This window comes from Georgenia sp. M64 (assembly GCF_038049925.1).
Classification (GTDB): Bacteria; Actinomycetota; Actinomycetes; order Actinomycetales; family Actinomycetaceae; genus Georgenia.
On the sequence record NZ_CP145809.1, the window covers coordinates 408,197 to 422,902 of the forward strand.

Below are 14,706 nucleotides of genomic sequence, written 5' to 3' on the forward strand. Positions count from 1 at the left end.
ACACCGTATCCGCACTCAGGCGTGTGTGGTCGGACGCCCCGCCTCGTCCAGCTCGAGCACCCGCGCGTGGATGACGAGGCGCTGCTGCAGGGCGGCGCGCAGCGCCCGGTGCAGACCGTCCTCGAGGTAGAGGGTGCCGCGCCAGGCCACGACGTGGGCGAAGAGGTCGCCGTAGAAGGTGGAGTCCGTCGCCAGGAGCGAGCGCAGGTCGAGCTCGCTCTTCGTGGTGACCAGCTGGTCGAGCCTGACCTGCCGCGGCGGCACGACGGACCAGTCTCGTGGGGAGGTCAGTCCGTGGTCGGGGTACGGGCGACCGTCCCCCACAGCCCTGAACATCATCCCGCGATCGTACGGCCCGTCCGGCTCGGGTCTCGCCCGGGCCCCGTCCCGGGGCCCCGGCGTGTGGGGGTTGCCGGGGCCCTGGGATCTCGGCACGTGGGGGGTGCCGGGGCCCGGGACCTCGGCACTTGGGGGGATGCCGAGGTCCCGGGGTGTTACCGCGGGTACGACCTGACCGTCCTCAGGATGGGCCGGTATGTGGTGATACGGCCCGGGTGGGCCGTCGGATTGCGCCGGACGGACGGCCGGCCACCCTCAATTTTGGGGATCGGGCCACCCCAAGCCGGGGCTGCGACGGACCTGCCGCCGTCGGCGAGCATGGAGGCGCGGGGGGACCGTGGGGGATCACCTGTGGGGGTTCGACCATGAACACGACCGCGACCGCGACCGCGACGGCTCCGGCGCCGGCGCCCGCCGCCCGGCTGCGCCTGAGCGTGCGGGTCCTCGGGAACCTCTCCGTGCGCCGCGGGACGACGACCCTCGACGCCGCCGGCCTCGGGGGCCCCAAGCCCCGCCAGATCCTCGAGATCCTCGTCCTCAACCTCGGCTCGCCGGTGTCGAAGGACCAGCTGGTCGACACGATCTGGGCCGGGCGCCCGCCCGCCGAGGGCACCGCCACCCTCGAGAGCTATGTCAGCGTGCTGCGTCGTCACCTCCAGCCGGGCGCGGGCCGGACCGGTCCGCTGCGCACGACCACCGGCGGGTACGTCCTGGACCGTGACGCCGTCGACCTCGACCTGGACGACTTCGACGCCGCCCTCCGGGCCGGCGAGGCGGCCGCCGATCCCGACACCGCCTACGCCCACGTCGTGGAGGCGCTGCGGCTCGGCTCGGCGACGCTCCTCGCCGACGAGGTCCGCCCGTCGTGGGTCCAGGCCGCCCGCGACCTCCACGCCGCCCGGGTGCACGGCGCGCGGGTGCGTGCCGCCGAGCTCGCGGTGGGCACCGGTCGGTTCGCCGCCGCCGTCGGGTGGGCGCGGTCGGCGGTCGAGGACGACGTTCTCGACGAGAGGGCCTGGTGCCTGCTCATCCGGGCGCTCGAGCTGGACGGTCGTCCCGCTGAGGGGCTGCGCGCCTACGAGCGGTGCCGCCGGGTCCTCGAGCGCGAGCTCGGGTGCGCCCCTGGTCCTCAGCTCCAGGCGACCTTCGTCCGCCTCCTGCAGACCACCGCCGACGGCGCCGACGACTTCTCCCAGGCCCTCGCCGCGCTGCTCGCCATCCAGGAGCAGCTGTCCCGGGCCTCCGACGTCGCGCCGGACGCCGCGCGCCCGGTCGCTCCGGCGGTGCGGGAGACGCTCCGCGCCGCCGGCACCGTGGTCGACTCCTTCCTGAGGAGGGCCCTCGCCTTCACCTGATGCGCCCGACGGCGGACCGACCGTCCGCCGTGCCCCCACTTACGGGGCTCTGAATGGCTCCTGCGTGGGCAACCCCGGCAGGAACCGGTCAAAGCCCTATGCAGGGCGGACTCGCTGATCCATACTCCTACCCATCACATAGCGTCCGTCGGGGGGGCGACTAGTGGGGATCAGCAGTCATGACCACGGAAACACTGAGCGCCGAGATCGCCCTCACGCGCATCCTCATCATCGACGACCACACCACCTTCGCCGAGCTACTCGCCGGCGCGCTGGACCGAGAACCTGACCTCGCGGGAGTCGGCTGCGCAGCCACCGCCCAGGCCGGCGTGGTGCAGTTCCTCGAGACGACGCCCGACGTCGTCGTGCTGGACTACCACCTGCCCGACGGCGACGGGCTCGGCGTGGCCGAGCAGATCCTCGCGATGTCCGCCAGCACGCGGGTGGTCATGCTCACCGGCGACCCCACCCCCGGCGTCCTGGAACGGGCCGCCGCCCTGGGGGTCTGCGCGTTCCTGCCGAAGGACGGCTCCCTCGCGACGATGCTCGACACCCTGCGCCACGCCCGCCGCGGCAGCATGGTGGTGCACCCCTCGCTCCTCGCGCAGCTCGGCGCCCGCCGGGCACCGTCCGGCGGGGTGCCCGTGCCCACGCTCACCCAGCGCGAGCTGGAGGTGCTGCGGCTCATGGCCACCGGCAAGGACGTCCGCGGCAACGCCAAGGCGCTGGGCATCTCCCTCAACACGTGCCGCGGGTACGTCAAGTCCATCCTCGCCAAGCTGGGGGCGCACTCCCAGCTCGAGGCTGTGGTGACGGCGACGCACATGGGTCTGCTGGCCGGCCGCTGACATGGCCAGGCCCGCCGAGCGCGAGCCGAGGTGGCGAAGGAACGAGAAGGAGGACAGGTCCGAGGTTCGGGCCGCGGTCCAGCGCTTCACCGCACTCGGGCTCCTGACGTTCCTCGTCGTCGCCGTCCCGATCGCGTTGTGGCTGCGCCACCAGGCCGAGGCCGAGGCGCTCGACGACGCCGTCGGGATCACCGAGCGCCTCGCCCAGTTCGCCGTGGCGCCCCTCGTCACCGAGTCGCTCCTGGCCGGTGACCCGGACGCACTCGCGCAGCTGGAACGGCGCCTCGCCCCCTGGCTGGACGACACCCTCCTGCGGGCCAAGCTGTGGGACGAGGAGGGCACGATCATCTACTCCGACGTCGACGAGCTCATCGGTCAGAACTTCGGCCCGGACCAGTCGGCCCGCGCGATCCTCGACCCCTCCGGGTCCGACGTGAGCATCGAGGTGCACGACGACGCCGAGAACGCCTTCGAGACCGAGCACGGCGAGCTCGTCGAGGTCTACGTCGAGGCGTTCACCGACGACGGCCAGCGCCTCATGTTCGAGGGGTACTACGACGGCGCCCTCGTCCGGGACGAGCAGAACCGGGTCGTCCTCGCCACCGCCCCGGCGGTCGTCGCGGCGCTCGCTGTGCTCCAGCTGGCCCTCCTCGTCCCCGCGGTCCAGCTCGCGCGGCGCCTCGAGGGGCACCAGGCGGTGCGTCGACGCCTGCTCCAGCGTGCGGTCGAGGCGTCCGACCTCGAGCGCCGCCGCATCGCCCGTGACCTGCACGACGAGGTCATCCAGGACCTCGCGGGGCTGTCCTACGCGATCGAGGGGGAGGAGCTGCGGAGCGAGGAGGAGCACCGGCCGCTCCTCACGCGGGCCCGCACCATCCTGCAGGACAACGTCCGGGCCCTGCGGGCGATGACCGCCGAGCTCTACCCGCCCGACCTCGACGAGCTCGGCCTGCCCGGCGCGCTCAGCCAGCTCGTCCAGCCGCTCCTCGAGCGGGGCATGGTCGTGACCGTCGACCTGCCCGAGGAGTGCGACCTCGACCGGGAGCGCTGCGCGATGCTCTACCGCGTGGCTCGCGAGGCGCTGCGGAACGTCCTCAAGCACGCCGGCGCGGCGAGCGTGACGCTGCGTCTGAGCGCGGACCCGGGCCGGGTGGTGCTGCGCGTGGTCGACGACGGAGCCGGCTTCGACCCGCGGGGCGGCGCGGCGGACGGCCACCTCGGGCTGCGGCTCATCCGGGACACGCTGGAGGAGGCGGGCGGGAGCCTCGAGGTGCGCTCGGCGCCCGGCGAGGGCACCGAGGTGACCGCGGTGCTCGTCGGTGGTGCCGCCAGGTAGGTCCGGCTCAGCCGAGCTCGGAGAAGTCGACCGCGCCGTGGTCGGCCAGCCACGAGAGCGGCTCCACCGTGGTGAGGTTCTCGTCGACGTGCACCTCGAAGTGCAGGTGCGGGCCGGTGGAGCGGCCGTTGTTGCCGACGCCCGCGATGATCTCGCCGGCCTGGACGGCCTGCCCCTCGCTGACGTACAGGTCGTCGGCGAACATGTGGTTGTACCAGGTCTCCACCCACTGCCCGTCGACCTGGTGCTCGATGGTGATGAGCATCGAGGACCGGCCGTCCTTGCCCGGGCCGACGTACGTGACGACCCCGTCGGCGACCGAGCGGATGGGCGTGTCCAGCGGGGCGGCCATGTCGGTTCCCGTGTGCATGCCGGCGATGGGGAACGAGCGCATGCCGTAGCCGGAGGTGTTGCGGTACGCCCCGGCGTCGATGGGCATGACGACGGCCGGCTCCGGCGCGGGGGCGGGCTCCGGTGCGGGGGCCGGCTCCGGCTCCGGCTCGGGCTCGGGCTCCGGCTCGACCACCGCGGCGGCCGCGCCGCTCGCACCGGTGAGGGTGTCCTCGGGCAGCTCGGCGCGCTCGCTGGCGCGGGACGCGGCGGCGACCTCGGCGCGGGCGGCGGCCGCGGGGCTGGCGATGAGCTTCGTCGGGGCAGCGGCGGTGATCGAGGCCGCGGCGGCCCGCGCGTCGAGGAAGTCCAGGATGTTCGCCTGGGTGGCGACCGGGGCGGCGGCGGCACTCGCCGAGTCCTCCGTCGCGGGGAGCCCGCCGATGGGGATGGCGATCGTCAGGACCCCGAGCGCGCCCAGGACGGCGACGCGCGGGGCCATGGTGCGGTGGCGCCGGGTGGGCGCCGGCTCGGTGGCCGGCCGCAGGTCGCGCCGGTTCGCGGAGGCGAGGACGGGACGGACGATCGTGAGCGTCTGGGTGGCGTCCGGGTCGGCCATGAAGGCGCTCCCCCGGGGAGTGCCCTGGGCGGGGGTCCCGGCGGTGCCGTGCTCGGCCGCCTCGTCGACGGTGCCGGCCTCGGCCTGCGTGCGAGCCGCCTCGCGGGCCCTCTCGGCCTCACGGATCTGTCGGCGGGTCAGGTGCGTGCCGTTCGGCGCAGCACTGCCTTGCATATGTAGCCTCCTCGGACGGCCCCGAGAGAGGCCCAACGTCGATCGCGGCGCACGGGCCCCTCGTGGCGCCCGACTGAAGATAACGAAACCATAACGGGCTCGAGTTGCGGAAATCTAGCCCCTATGACTGTGGGAGCGGTCACCCGCCTTCCAGGACCTGTGGACGACAGTGGCCCCGGGGTGGACCCCGGGGCCGGCGCCGTGCCGGGGCCGATCGCCGCGCCGCTTCAGCGGCCGATCGCCTCGACGCTCGCCTCGGGCCGAAGGTCCAGACGCCGCAGCAGCTGCGCGTTGAGGGCGACGACCACGGTCGAGAGCGACATGAGGAGTGCGCCGACCGCCATCGGCATGACGAAGCCCACCGGGGCGAGGACCCCGGCCGCGAGCGGGACCGCGGCGAGGTTGTACCCGGCCGCCCACCACAGGTTCTGCGTCATCTTGCGGTAGCTCTGCCGGGACAGGTGGATGACCGAGAGGACCGACCGGGGGTCGTCGCTGGCGAGGATGACGCCGGCGGACGCGATCGCCACGTCCGTGCCCGCCCCGATGGCGATGCCGACGTCGGCCTGGGCGAGGGCGGGGGCGTCGTTGACGCCGTCGCCCACCATGGCCACCTTGCGGCCGCCGCGCTGGAGCTCGGCCACCTTCTCGCTCTTGTTCTCGGGCCGGACCCCGGCGAGGACCTGGTCGACGCCGAGCTCTGCGCCCACGGCGCGGGCCACGGGCTCGGCGTCGCCGGTGATCATCACGACCTCGACGCCGATGCGGTGCAGGGCGTCGATCGCCTCCCGGGACTCGGGGCGGATCCGGTCGGCCAGGGCGAGCGCCCCGGCGACCTGCCCGTCGTCCAGGACGTGGAGGACCGTCGCTCCCGCCCAGGCCTCTGAGTCGGTCAACGCCTGAGCGCCCCGTTCGGCCAGCAGGGCCGGTCCGCCGACCTCGACGGTGCGGCCGTCGACGGTGGCGCGGACGCCGAGGCCGGGAACGGCGCGGAAGTCCCGGGCGGTCGGCACGATCAGCGACCGGCTCGAGGCCTCGGTCACGACGGCCCGGGCGAGGGGGTGCTCGCTCGCGGTCTCGGCGGCGGCGGCGAGGGCGAGGACGTCGTCCTCGGTCCGTCCGGGTGCCGCGGCGAGGTGGGTCACGGCGGGGCGGCCCTCGGTGAGGGTGCCGGTCTTGTCGAAGAGGACGGCGTCGACGTGGCGCATGGCCTCCAGTGCCATCCGGTCCTTGACCAGGACACCGCCGCGGGCCGCGCGCTCGGTCGCGATGGAGACGACGAGGGGGATCGCGAGCCCGAGGGCGTGGGGGCAGGCGATCACGAGCACGGTGATGACGCGGACCAGGGCCTGGTCGGGCGTACCGAGAACCGTCCACGCGACCGCCGTGACCAGGGCCGAGACGAGGACGAACCAGAAGAGCCAGCCGGCGGCGCGGTCCGCGATGCGCTGGGCGTGGGTGGCGGAGGACTGGGCGTCGGCGACGAGGCGCCGGATGCCGGCCAGGGCGGTGTCCTCACCGACGGCGCTGACGCGCACCTGGAGCGCGGAGTCGGTCGCCACGGTCCCGGCGACGACGTGGTCGCCGGTCGTGCGGCTCACGGGCCGGGACTCGCCGGTGATCATCGACTCATCGACGTCCGCGCTGCCCTCGACCACCTCGCCGTCGGCGGGGACGCGCCCGCCCGGGCGGACGACCACGACGTCACCCACCGCGAGCTCCGCGGGGGAGACGGTCACGATGCGGTCGCCGTCGAGCCGTTCCGCCTCGTCCGGCAGCAGCGCGGCGAGGCTGTCCAGCGCCGACGCGGTCTGCGCGAGCGAGCGCATCTCCAGCCAGTGGCCGAGGAGCATGATCGCGACGAGGAGGGCGAGCTCCCACCAGAAGTCGAGCTCGTGGCCCAGGAGCCCCAGCGCGGCGGCCCACGAGGCGAGGAACGCCACCGTGATCGCCATCGCGACGAGGAGCATCATGCCGGGCTTGCGGGCCTTCGCCTCGGCGATCGCGCCCGTGAGGAACGGACGGCCGCCCCACAGGTAGATGACGGTGCCGAGCAGCGGGGGCAGGACGCCCAGCCCGGGCACGTCCGGGAGCTCGTAGCCCAGGAGCATCGCGAACATCTCGCTGAGCAGGACCGTCGGTACGGCGAGGACGAGAACGCCCCAGAACAGCCGGCGGTACTGGGCGACGTGGTCCCCGTGACCTCCGTGCCCGTGCTCACCGCCGTGAGCGCCACCGTGGCCGCCGTGGTCCTGACCGCCGTGCGCCTGACCGCCGTGGTCGTGGGGGGGCCCGCCGGGGCGGACGTCCTGGTCGTGGGCGGCCGGTGCAGCGGCGAGGGTGAGCGCCTTGCTCCGGTCGGGCATCGGCTCATCGCCGGTGTGGGCGTGGTGCTCGTTCATGAGAACCTCCTGGACTCGCCGCTGACGATACCCCCATGGGGTATCAATGTCACGGGGTCCAACAGGCGGCCACGTCGAGATGTTCCTGCGCCGCCGGACGGGCGGGCCGACTCCGGCCACGGCGGCGTCGGCCCACGGGACGCGCCGGTCCTGTGGCCGCGGGAGCGCGTGCCTACCAGAACAGGGATCACCGCGCCGGACGGGCGCCCCGGGACGACGAAGGGCCCGAACCGCATCGCTGCAGCTCGGGCCCGTCGCTCGGCGGAGGATGGGGGATTCGAACTGTTCGCGAGCCCCTCGCGGGCGGGATCACGGACCGGCGTTCTGGCGCGCAAACACTGGGGTTTGGGCGGGTCGGTCGGCGGATGGCAACGTTGAGATTCACCGATCTACAGGGCCGGTAGCACATGAGTTAGCACATGAAGGAGCGTTCACATGCTGTGCCGGCCGTGCGTGCGGGAAGGGGGTGTGTCCGACGGCTCATCCGGGCTATGGCGGTGGGCAGGTGCGGCGCCGACGGCGGCGAGCGTGGGCAAATCGGGGGGCCGTGACCCGATCGCCGCCAGCACAGCGGAGATCCACGCGGGTGCGAGCGCGAGCGGGCAGTCGGTGGTTCTCTCCTTCTCCTCGACGGTGGCGCTATCCAACTGCTGAAGAGGACGCGACACCGCCCCGGCGTGGGGCGGTTACAGGATCAGATCGATTCCATTCCTGAAGTAGCCCCGACATACCTGCCTCCCGCGACCCCAAGACGTGCCCACGATCGACCGAGATGACCCCTCTGCCGAGTGGTGGTGAACTGTTGGTGATGCGACATTGCCTGACCTGAACTTACTCACGCGGCCCACGACGGTTTTCTTCGTTAGCAAGAATTGCAGGTTCATGCCATGGCCTAAAGTGCCATGCTGTTCCTGTGGGTCCCGTGAACAGCAACATTACGCTCGGCTCAGTAGCTAAACGGCTACAACAGGACAAAGGGGTCACGCATGAGAATCAAGAGAACCTTCGTCGCCATCGCTCTCGCCATGACTGCGGCGCTCATGGGACCAATGGCCGTCAGTCACGCCACCGTCGAGCCGGCTCCGGATAAGTCCGACAGTACGGTCACGTATGTGCGCCCGATGACCGTTACCGGCTTCGACCCGGCAACCGCGGCGAAGTACGGCTACCCCACCGTGCGACCACTGAATGTGGTACCCGGAGATTGCGGTTCGTCGTACCTCTTTCTTGACGGACAACCACACGGTCTCAAGGTCCGCACCGGGTTTGATGTCTTCACACCCGCTGTAGGGTATTCGTGGGCGGTCGATGTCTACGGCAAGAGTGGTTTCAGAAAGACGTGGTCCGGTGTCCTGAACTCTGCGAGATCCTGGGATGGTACCGCCACGCAGGGATCGCTCGCCACTGGTACCTACAGAGGTATCGTCACCTCGCCAGCCTGGGCGCTGCTACGAGATGGGACCATTTGCAGTGCAGGCGCACCGTGGGAAGAGCAGCTCGTATTCTGAGCAATCTTGATTACGTGGGCGGAAGTGCCGGATGGGGGTTCCGAAGTTCGTCCGGCACCTTCCCCCAAGCGCTAGCCTCACATCCCCAAGATGGGCGGGCGTTAACTCTACGCAGCAGTTGCCGGCACTCCCGGCCGGACCGTATGCTGGGGAACGATGAGGCATCGACGATGACGGATGAGAGCGTGCACTTGCCACGTCTAGCAGGACAGGCCGCATCTTTGCTGCGCGAGGCATTTAAATCCTCACAGTTCCCGATCTATGGACTTGGTGCCGCCTGGAGCGGATCACGCCTCCTGCTGGGTGCCGAAACGACTGAGACCACCAGGCACTCCGACGCCAAAATTATGGCACATGCTGCCACCTTCACACTTGGCTATAATGGACAGAATGGTCAAAGCGTCACCGTCATCACAACCACGGAATCTGGCCAATCACTCGAATGGTATCTCGCCATTCATGCATTTCCAGCGATTGCACGAAATAAAAGTGAACCGCCAGAACGCATCATTGGAAAGAGTTCCGATTTTCAGCATCTGAAAGCGATGGTTGAGGTCGACGGCTCAGAGGCTGCATTCGACGTGCTTTCGCATAGGTCGGGCGCCTTTGTGGCGCGCGCTAGATTGCTACCATTTACAGTTGTGGTGGTCGGTAAGGGTGTCAGCATCGTCGATGTGAGACTCTCGACCATCTTGGATTTTTCTGAGTACAGCTCATCCTCTGACCCCATCTGACACATGTGCGTGACCTAACAGGGAGATTGGCGAAGAGCGTAGATATACGAGGGTTCCAACGAGATTGTTCTGGTGCAGCCGCACCCGGTCCCGCGCCGGGTCAGCGAGGCCATTGGCAACGTACTAGTGCGGCGTGTCGTTAGTTCCTAAATGGTTGTGAGTTGCGATCATGGGGTATGGCGAATCGTCCTGCCCCGGCGTTGGTGTTGCGTTCCGGTGATCGCGAGGCGCTGGTTCGGCTGACGCGGTCTTCGACGGTGCGGGCGGGTCTGGCGCTGCGGGCGCGGATCGTGCTCGCGGCCGCGGAGGGGGTGGCGAACGAGCGGATCGCCGAGCGGGTCGGGGTGTCGAAGGCGACGGTGCTGAAGTGGCGGGCGCGGTACGAGGCCGGCGGTCTGGCCGGGTTGGAGGACGAGGTGCGCTCGGGCCGGCCCCGCCGGGTCGATCACCGCGGCGTGGTGGCGGCGACGTTGAAACCGCCACCGAAGAAGTACGGGGTGACGCACTGGTCCTCGCGCCTGCTGGGCCGGCACCTGGGGATCGGGAACAAGACGGTGGCCACGGCGTGGCGCGAGTACGGGGTCCAGCCGTGGCGGGTGGAGACCTTCAAGTTCTCCACCGACCCGGAGCTGGTCGCGAAGGTCAGGGACGTGGTCGGGCTGTACCTGGCGCCGCCGGAGAACGCGATCGTGTTGTGCGTGGATGAGAAGTCACAGATCCAGGCCCTGGACCGGACCGCGCCGATGCTGCCGATGCAGCCCGGGCTGCCCGCGCGGCGCACGCACGACTACGTCCGGCACGGCACCTCGACCCTGTTCGCCGCGCTGGAGATCGCGACCGGCAAGGTCACCGCCGCGTGCAAGCCCCGGCACCGCCACCAGGAGTTCCTCGCCTTTCTCAAGCAGGTCGCCCGGGCCTACCCCGACCGCGAGCTGCACCTGGTGATGGACAACTACGCCGCGCACAAGAAGGCCGAGGTGCGGGACTGGCTGGCGGCGAACCCGCGGATCCGCGTCCACTTCACCCCCACCTCGGGATCCTGGCTGAATCTGGTCGAGGTGTGGTTCGGGATCATCGAGCGCCAAGCCATCCACCGTGGATCGTTCGGCTCCGTCAAGGACCTCAACGCCAAGATCCGCTCCTTCATCGACGGCTGGAACGACCGCTGCCACCCCTTCGTCTGGACAAAGACCGCAGACGAGATCCTCAAGAAAGCCAACCGTCAGACAACTTCAGACACGGGCCACTAGACACTGCACCACAGCCTATTGACTTTCGATTGATTTGAAGCGACCATCGATAGATGAACGTTATCGCCGCAAGGCTGCTGAGGGTGGCGTTAGGCGCACTTCTGCTCGGAGCGCTGCTGGCGCAAGTACTGGTGCCGATCGCCGCCACTGAAATCGGAGTGGAGTACCCGGAGGTCGCGCATCTTGTCATTCCCTACTCCGTGGTTGCCATCCTTGCAATAGCCTGCATCCAGGTGGCGCTGGGCGTGCTGTGGCGACTGCTAGGCCTAGTCAGCGGAGGCGTGATATTCACTCCCCGTGCCCTCCGCTGGGTGGACGTCATCACGTGTTGCGCCATCGCGCTCACTCTCCTGGCAGCGGGCGTCTTGGTTCATCTAGTTGGTGTCGTCCAGGTTGGGGGGCCCGGAGTCGTTCTTGTACTGGCGGCAAGCGTGGCCAGCGGCACCGCGCTCGTCCTGCTTATGGTCGTCATGCGTGGTCTGTTGAAGGTGTCCATCGCATATCGCAATGAACTCGACGCGGTGATCTGATGCCCATCGTCGTCGACCTGGACGTTATGCTTGCGCGCCGGAAGATCTCGGTGGGGGATTTTGCTGCCGCTGTGGGTATCACGCCCGCCAATATCGCGGTACTTAAGAACGGCCGCGCGAAGGCCATACGATTCTCGACCCTGGATGCGATCTGTCGCGTGCTCGAGTGTCAACCGGGTGACATCCTTCAATGGACTCCTGACCTGCCCGATTGATTCCGGCCTCGAAGTCGTCGCCGGAGCGCGTTGGTCGGCTCGCCGCTCTCGGCTATCCGATGTCTCCGCACGGTATGCTTCGCCGTTCTGTCGGCGACCTGCTCGACATGGGAGTCCTGTGACGGTCGAATTGGACATGTTTGCCCGTCTGAGGAGAATCGGCTGTCGATGCCCGGAGCCCGGCCCCGGTGGTCCCCACGGATGCGACGTCATCGGACACTTGGTACTTTCCGACGTGCTTCGTGCAACGGGAGTGTCGCCGAGGAAACTCGGACTTCGGGTAGGAGCTGATACAGCGTTATTCTGGGAACCTCTCCAGACGCACCTGCGGGCTGGGAACCTCGCCCGGGAGGACCTCGTCGTTATCCGGGACGTAGTTCTTCCCCGCGTGCTCGCACTCTGACGTCCCACACTCTGGGCTAGGCCAACTCTGATCCGCGTCTATGTGTCGAGATCGAAGAGGCGCAGGAACTTTTCGCGCGGGATGACCACGCGCCGGCCGAGCCTGACCGACGGGATCGTGCCGTTCTCGATGCCGGCGGTGACCGTGCGGGGGTCGACGCCCAGTGCCTGGGCCGCCTCCGTGCGGGTGATGACGAGGCTCCGCGAGGCGCGGAGCATGTCGATCGTGACCGTAGCGGTGCGCATTCCTACGTCCCCCGTCTCGCCTCGCCGTCGAGGTGTTCCCAGGAATCTACTCGGGGACCATTGCCGTGTCTAGCGTCGCTGTGTACGTTTCCTGTATGGAGACCAGGCAGCGGGGCAACCCGCCCGGACCCACCAACGCCCACGTGGCGGCGAACCTGCGCCGGGCGCGTCAGGGCATCGGCGTGGACCTGCGGGGACTGTCGGCCCGCGTGGCCGAGGCGGGTCGGAAGATCTCGCCGTCGGCGCTGAGCAAGATCGAGACGGGCGACCGCCGCGTCGACGTGGACGACCTGGCCACGCTCGCCTACGCACTCGAGACCACCCCGGCCGCCCTGCTCACCCCGCCCGAGGACGCACACGCCCCGACCGGGGTGCCGCCGCGGTTCGTGGCCGAGGAGATCAAGTCCTGGATCCAGGGCAAGGTCAAGCTCACCACTGAGGACCTGCTGCGCTACTGGACGGATGAGGCGCACCAGTGTCAGGGCTACATCTACCGGTTCAAGGAGCTCATCCGCGGCCAGGAGAGCATGACCCCGCCAAGTGGGCGGTGGGTCACGCCCACCGAAATGCTGCGGGAGCGCCTGGCCGGGCAGCGCGAACGCCTGTTGTTCATCCGCGGTCGGCTCCTCGAGCTCGACCCGATGGGCGTCCCCCTCGAAGAGACCAACCCCGAAGGATGGGACTGACGCGGAAGCGGAGGTAACCATGGCCCGCAGGAAGCACTCTAAGGACGGCGAAGGGACCGGCTCAGGGCGCCCACGACGCTCTCGGTCCCGGCACGCCGGGTCGATCGCCGGCTATGCCACCCGGCAGGGTCAGCGGTGGAAGTTTCAGATCTACGCCGTCAAGGACCCCGAGCGGCCCGAGCTCGGCGAGACGCGCATCACCCGCGGCGGGTTCAAGACCCTCGACGAAGCCCAGACCGCTCTCGTCGGCGCGCTCAGGAAGAAGGCGCAGAACGAGAGGTTCCAGGGCACGGTGCCCACGATCGGCGCCTACGCTGCGGAATGGATGAAGAGCCTGCGCCTCGAAGCCTCGACCGTGCAGGGCTACGAGAAGGTGATCCGCAACCACATCACGCCGGCGCTTGGGGGCATCCGCGTGGACAAGCTCACCGCCACCCGGATCGCGGCGCACTACCGCGACCTGGAAGAAGTCCGGCCGGCGCGACCAACGCGGCTACGGCAAGCCCCTGTCCGCCAACACCGTCAACAAGGTCCACGTCACCCTCGGGGCGATCCTCGAGGCTGCGCTCGCCGACGGCCTGATCAGGGTCAACCCGGCGAAGAAGAAACGGACCGTCAACGCTCCCACCGGTTCGCAGATTCGCGCGCAGCGCCCCGAGATCGTTACGTGGAGCGGTCCGCAGCTTCATGCATTCCTGGGCTGGAACCGCGACATCTTCAACGACGACCTGTTCCCGCTGTGGCGCACCATCGCTTACACCGGCATCAGGCGCAGCGAAGCCCTGGCCCTGCGTTGGGGCGATGTGAACTTCGGCACCGGCAGGCTCAGCATCCGACGGGCCGCCGACGTCACCACGCGGAACAAGGCGAAGTCGACCAAGACGGGGTCCGCCCGCGTCATCGATCTCGACGGTGAGACCCTGGCGACGCTGAAGGTCTACCGCACGAAGCGGGGCAGCATCTCGCTCGACCTCGCCCAACCCGACGCCTACGTGTTTGGCAACGACGCCGGCGCGATCCGTTCGCCCAACGAGGTCGGCAGGCGCTGGACCTACCGCGTCGAGCGTGCGCAGGCCGTGGTCGACGGCCTGCCGCGGATCACGCTCAAGGGGCTCCGGCACACGCACGCCACGCTGCTGCTCGAGCTCGGCGAACACCCGAAGGTGGTCCAGGAGCGCCTCGGGCACTCCACGATCACCACGACGATGAACATCTACAGCCACGTCACCCCGACGATGCAGAAGGCGGCGGTGGACCGCTTCGCGGCGCATCTCGACGAGGCTTAGCACATGGCTTAGCACATGGAGCGATGCTCGAAGGCCCCTGACCTGCGTTGCTGCAGGTCAGGGGCCTTGAGTACCGGCGGAGGATGGGGGATTCGAACCCCCGAGGGCTTGCACCCAACACGCTTTCCAAGCGTGCGCCATAGGCCACTAGGCGAATCCTCCTGGGAAAGACGCCTTGCGGCTGACTTCCGGTGGACGACGATACCCGAACTCACGGCCCCGACCGAACCGGTCGGGCCCCGCGGTGGCCGTGGGACTGGTCACGCTCGCCGGCCGGACGGGCCGGGTCGCGAGGGCCCCTGGGCACCGCCGAGCGTCCGCTAGACTCTTCGGCGACCCCTCGTGCGGCGTCATCTTGCCGAACTCCCCCAGGGCCGGAAGGCAGCAAGGGTAGGTGAGCTCTGGCGGGTGCACGGGGGGTCCCTTGCATCCTCCACCGGTGCGGC

Annotated in this window: 14 protein-coding genes, 1 tRNA gene and 1 other RNA gene; 11 read left to right on the forward strand and 5 right to left on the reverse strand. The window is 69.5% G+C overall.

The genetic code is table 11. The features are described 5' to 3' along the window. Positions 1–15 precede the first annotated feature (15 nt). On the reverse strand, positions 16–339 hold the full coding sequence (locus AAEM63_RS01815) for a type II toxin-antitoxin system VapB family antitoxin (protein WP_123916438.1): 324 nt from the start codon (positions 337–339) through the stop codon (positions 16–18). A 365-nt stretch (positions 340–704) separates the two neighbouring features. On the opposite strand from AAEM63_RS01815, the gene AAEM63_RS01820 reads away from it, so the two are divergent. The 3 genes from AAEM63_RS01820 (at position 705) to AAEM63_RS01830 (ending at position 3,878) form a co-directional block, all read left to right on the forward strand. Next, entirely contained in the window at positions 705–1,694 is a 990-nt protein-coding gene (locus AAEM63_RS01820; protein WP_341360023.1) for a BTAD domain-containing putative transcriptional regulator, read from the forward strand. Between the two features lie 179 nt (positions 1,695–1,873). Beyond that, on the forward strand, positions 1,874–2,542 hold the full coding sequence (locus AAEM63_RS01825) for a response regulator transcription factor (RefSeq protein ID WP_341360024.1): 669 nt from the start codon (positions 1,874–1,876) through the stop codon (positions 2,540–2,542). Between the two features lies 1 nt (position 2,543). Then, complete coding sequence (locus tag AAEM63_RS01830; RefSeq protein ID WP_341360025.1) at positions 2,544–3,878, forward strand: sensor histidine kinase; 1,335 nt, start codon at positions 2,544–2,546, stop codon at positions 3,876–3,878. A 7-nt stretch (positions 3,879–3,885) separates the two neighbouring features. Here the strand turns inward: AAEM63_RS01830 and AAEM63_RS01835 are convergent, their stop codons facing one another. Both AAEM63_RS01835 and AAEM63_RS01840 read right to left on the reverse strand, forming a co-directional pair. Next, positions 3,886–5,001 carry a M23 family metallopeptidase gene (locus AAEM63_RS01835; RefSeq protein ID WP_341360026.1) on the reverse strand — a complete coding sequence of 372 codons (1,116 nt, stop codon included), beginning with the start codon at positions 4,999–5,001 and terminating at the stop codon, positions 3,886–3,888. 227 nt (positions 5,002–5,228) lie between these two features. Further along, on the reverse strand, positions 5,229–7,403 hold the full coding sequence (locus tag AAEM63_RS01840; RefSeq protein ID WP_341360027.1) for a heavy metal translocating P-type ATPase: 2,175 nt from the start codon (positions 7,401–7,403) through the stop codon (positions 5,229–5,231). Between the two features lie 986 nt (positions 7,404–8,389). On the opposite strand from AAEM63_RS01840, the gene AAEM63_RS01845 reads away from it, so the two are divergent. The 5 genes from AAEM63_RS01845 (at position 8,390) to AAEM63_RS01865 (ending at position 11,640) form a co-directional block, all read left to right on the forward strand. Next, the gene (locus AAEM63_RS01845) at positions 8,390–8,911 is read left to right on the forward strand and encodes a hypothetical protein (RefSeq protein WP_341360028.1); all 522 of its coding nucleotides are present in this window, start codon (positions 8,390–8,392) and stop codon (positions 8,909–8,911) included. 170 nt (positions 8,912–9,081) lie between these two features. Next, positions 9,082–9,645: a hypothetical protein gene (locus tag AAEM63_RS01850; protein ID WP_341360029.1), complete on the forward strand. Its 564-nt coding sequence runs from the start codon at positions 9,082–9,084 to the stop codon at positions 9,643–9,645. A gap of 176 nt (positions 9,646–9,821) precedes the next feature. Continuing rightward, positions 9,822–10,895 carry an IS630 family transposase gene (locus AAEM63_RS01855; RefSeq protein ID WP_341360030.1) on the forward strand — a complete coding sequence of 358 codons (1,074 nt, stop codon included), beginning with the start codon at positions 9,822–9,824 and terminating at the stop codon, positions 10,893–10,895. A gap of 53 nt (positions 10,896–10,948) precedes the next feature. Then, positions 10,949–11,425, forward strand: a complete 477-nt coding sequence (locus AAEM63_RS01860; protein WP_341360031.1) for a DUF2975 domain-containing protein — start codon at positions 10,949–10,951, stop codon at positions 11,423–11,425. Then, the gene (locus AAEM63_RS01865; protein ID WP_341360032.1) at positions 11,425–11,640 is read left to right on the forward strand and encodes a helix-turn-helix transcriptional regulator; all 216 of its coding nucleotides are present in this window, start codon (positions 11,425–11,427) and stop codon (positions 11,638–11,640) included. Before AAEM63_RS01860 ends, AAEM63_RS01865 begins: the two co-directional genes overlap by 1 nt. 441 nt (positions 11,641–12,081) lie before the next feature. Here AAEM63_RS01865 and AAEM63_RS01870 read toward each other — a convergent pair whose 3' ends face one another. After that, positions 12,082–12,288: a helix-turn-helix domain-containing protein gene (locus AAEM63_RS01870; protein WP_341360033.1), complete on the reverse strand. Its 207-nt coding sequence runs from the start codon at positions 12,286–12,288 to the stop codon at positions 12,082–12,084. Between the two features lie 95 nt (positions 12,289–12,383). Between AAEM63_RS01870 and AAEM63_RS01875 the strand changes: the two genes are divergently transcribed. Both AAEM63_RS01875 and AAEM63_RS01880 read left to right on the forward strand, forming a co-directional pair. After that, the gene (locus tag AAEM63_RS01875; RefSeq protein ID WP_341360034.1) at positions 12,384–12,974 is read left to right on the forward strand and encodes a helix-turn-helix transcriptional regulator; all 591 of its coding nucleotides are present in this window, start codon (positions 12,384–12,386) and stop codon (positions 12,972–12,974) included. Positions 12,975–13,375: 401 nt separating this feature from the next. After that, the gene (locus AAEM63_RS01880; RefSeq protein WP_341360035.1) at positions 13,376–14,260 is read left to right on the forward strand and encodes a tyrosine-type recombinase/integrase; all 885 of its coding nucleotides are present in this window, start codon (positions 13,376–13,378) and stop codon (positions 14,258–14,260) included. Positions 14,261–14,337: 77 nt separating this feature from the next. Here AAEM63_RS01880 and AAEM63_RS01885 read toward each other — a convergent pair. Next, positions 14,338–14,422 (reverse strand) — tRNA-Ser (locus AAEM63_RS01885). A gap of 169 nt (positions 14,423–14,591) precedes the next feature. Between AAEM63_RS01885 and ffs the strand changes: the two genes are divergently transcribed. Further along, positions 14,592–14,688: signal recognition particle sRNA small type (ffs, locus tag AAEM63_RS01890), an RNA gene on the forward strand. Positions 14,689–14,706: the final 18 nt, after the last annotated feature.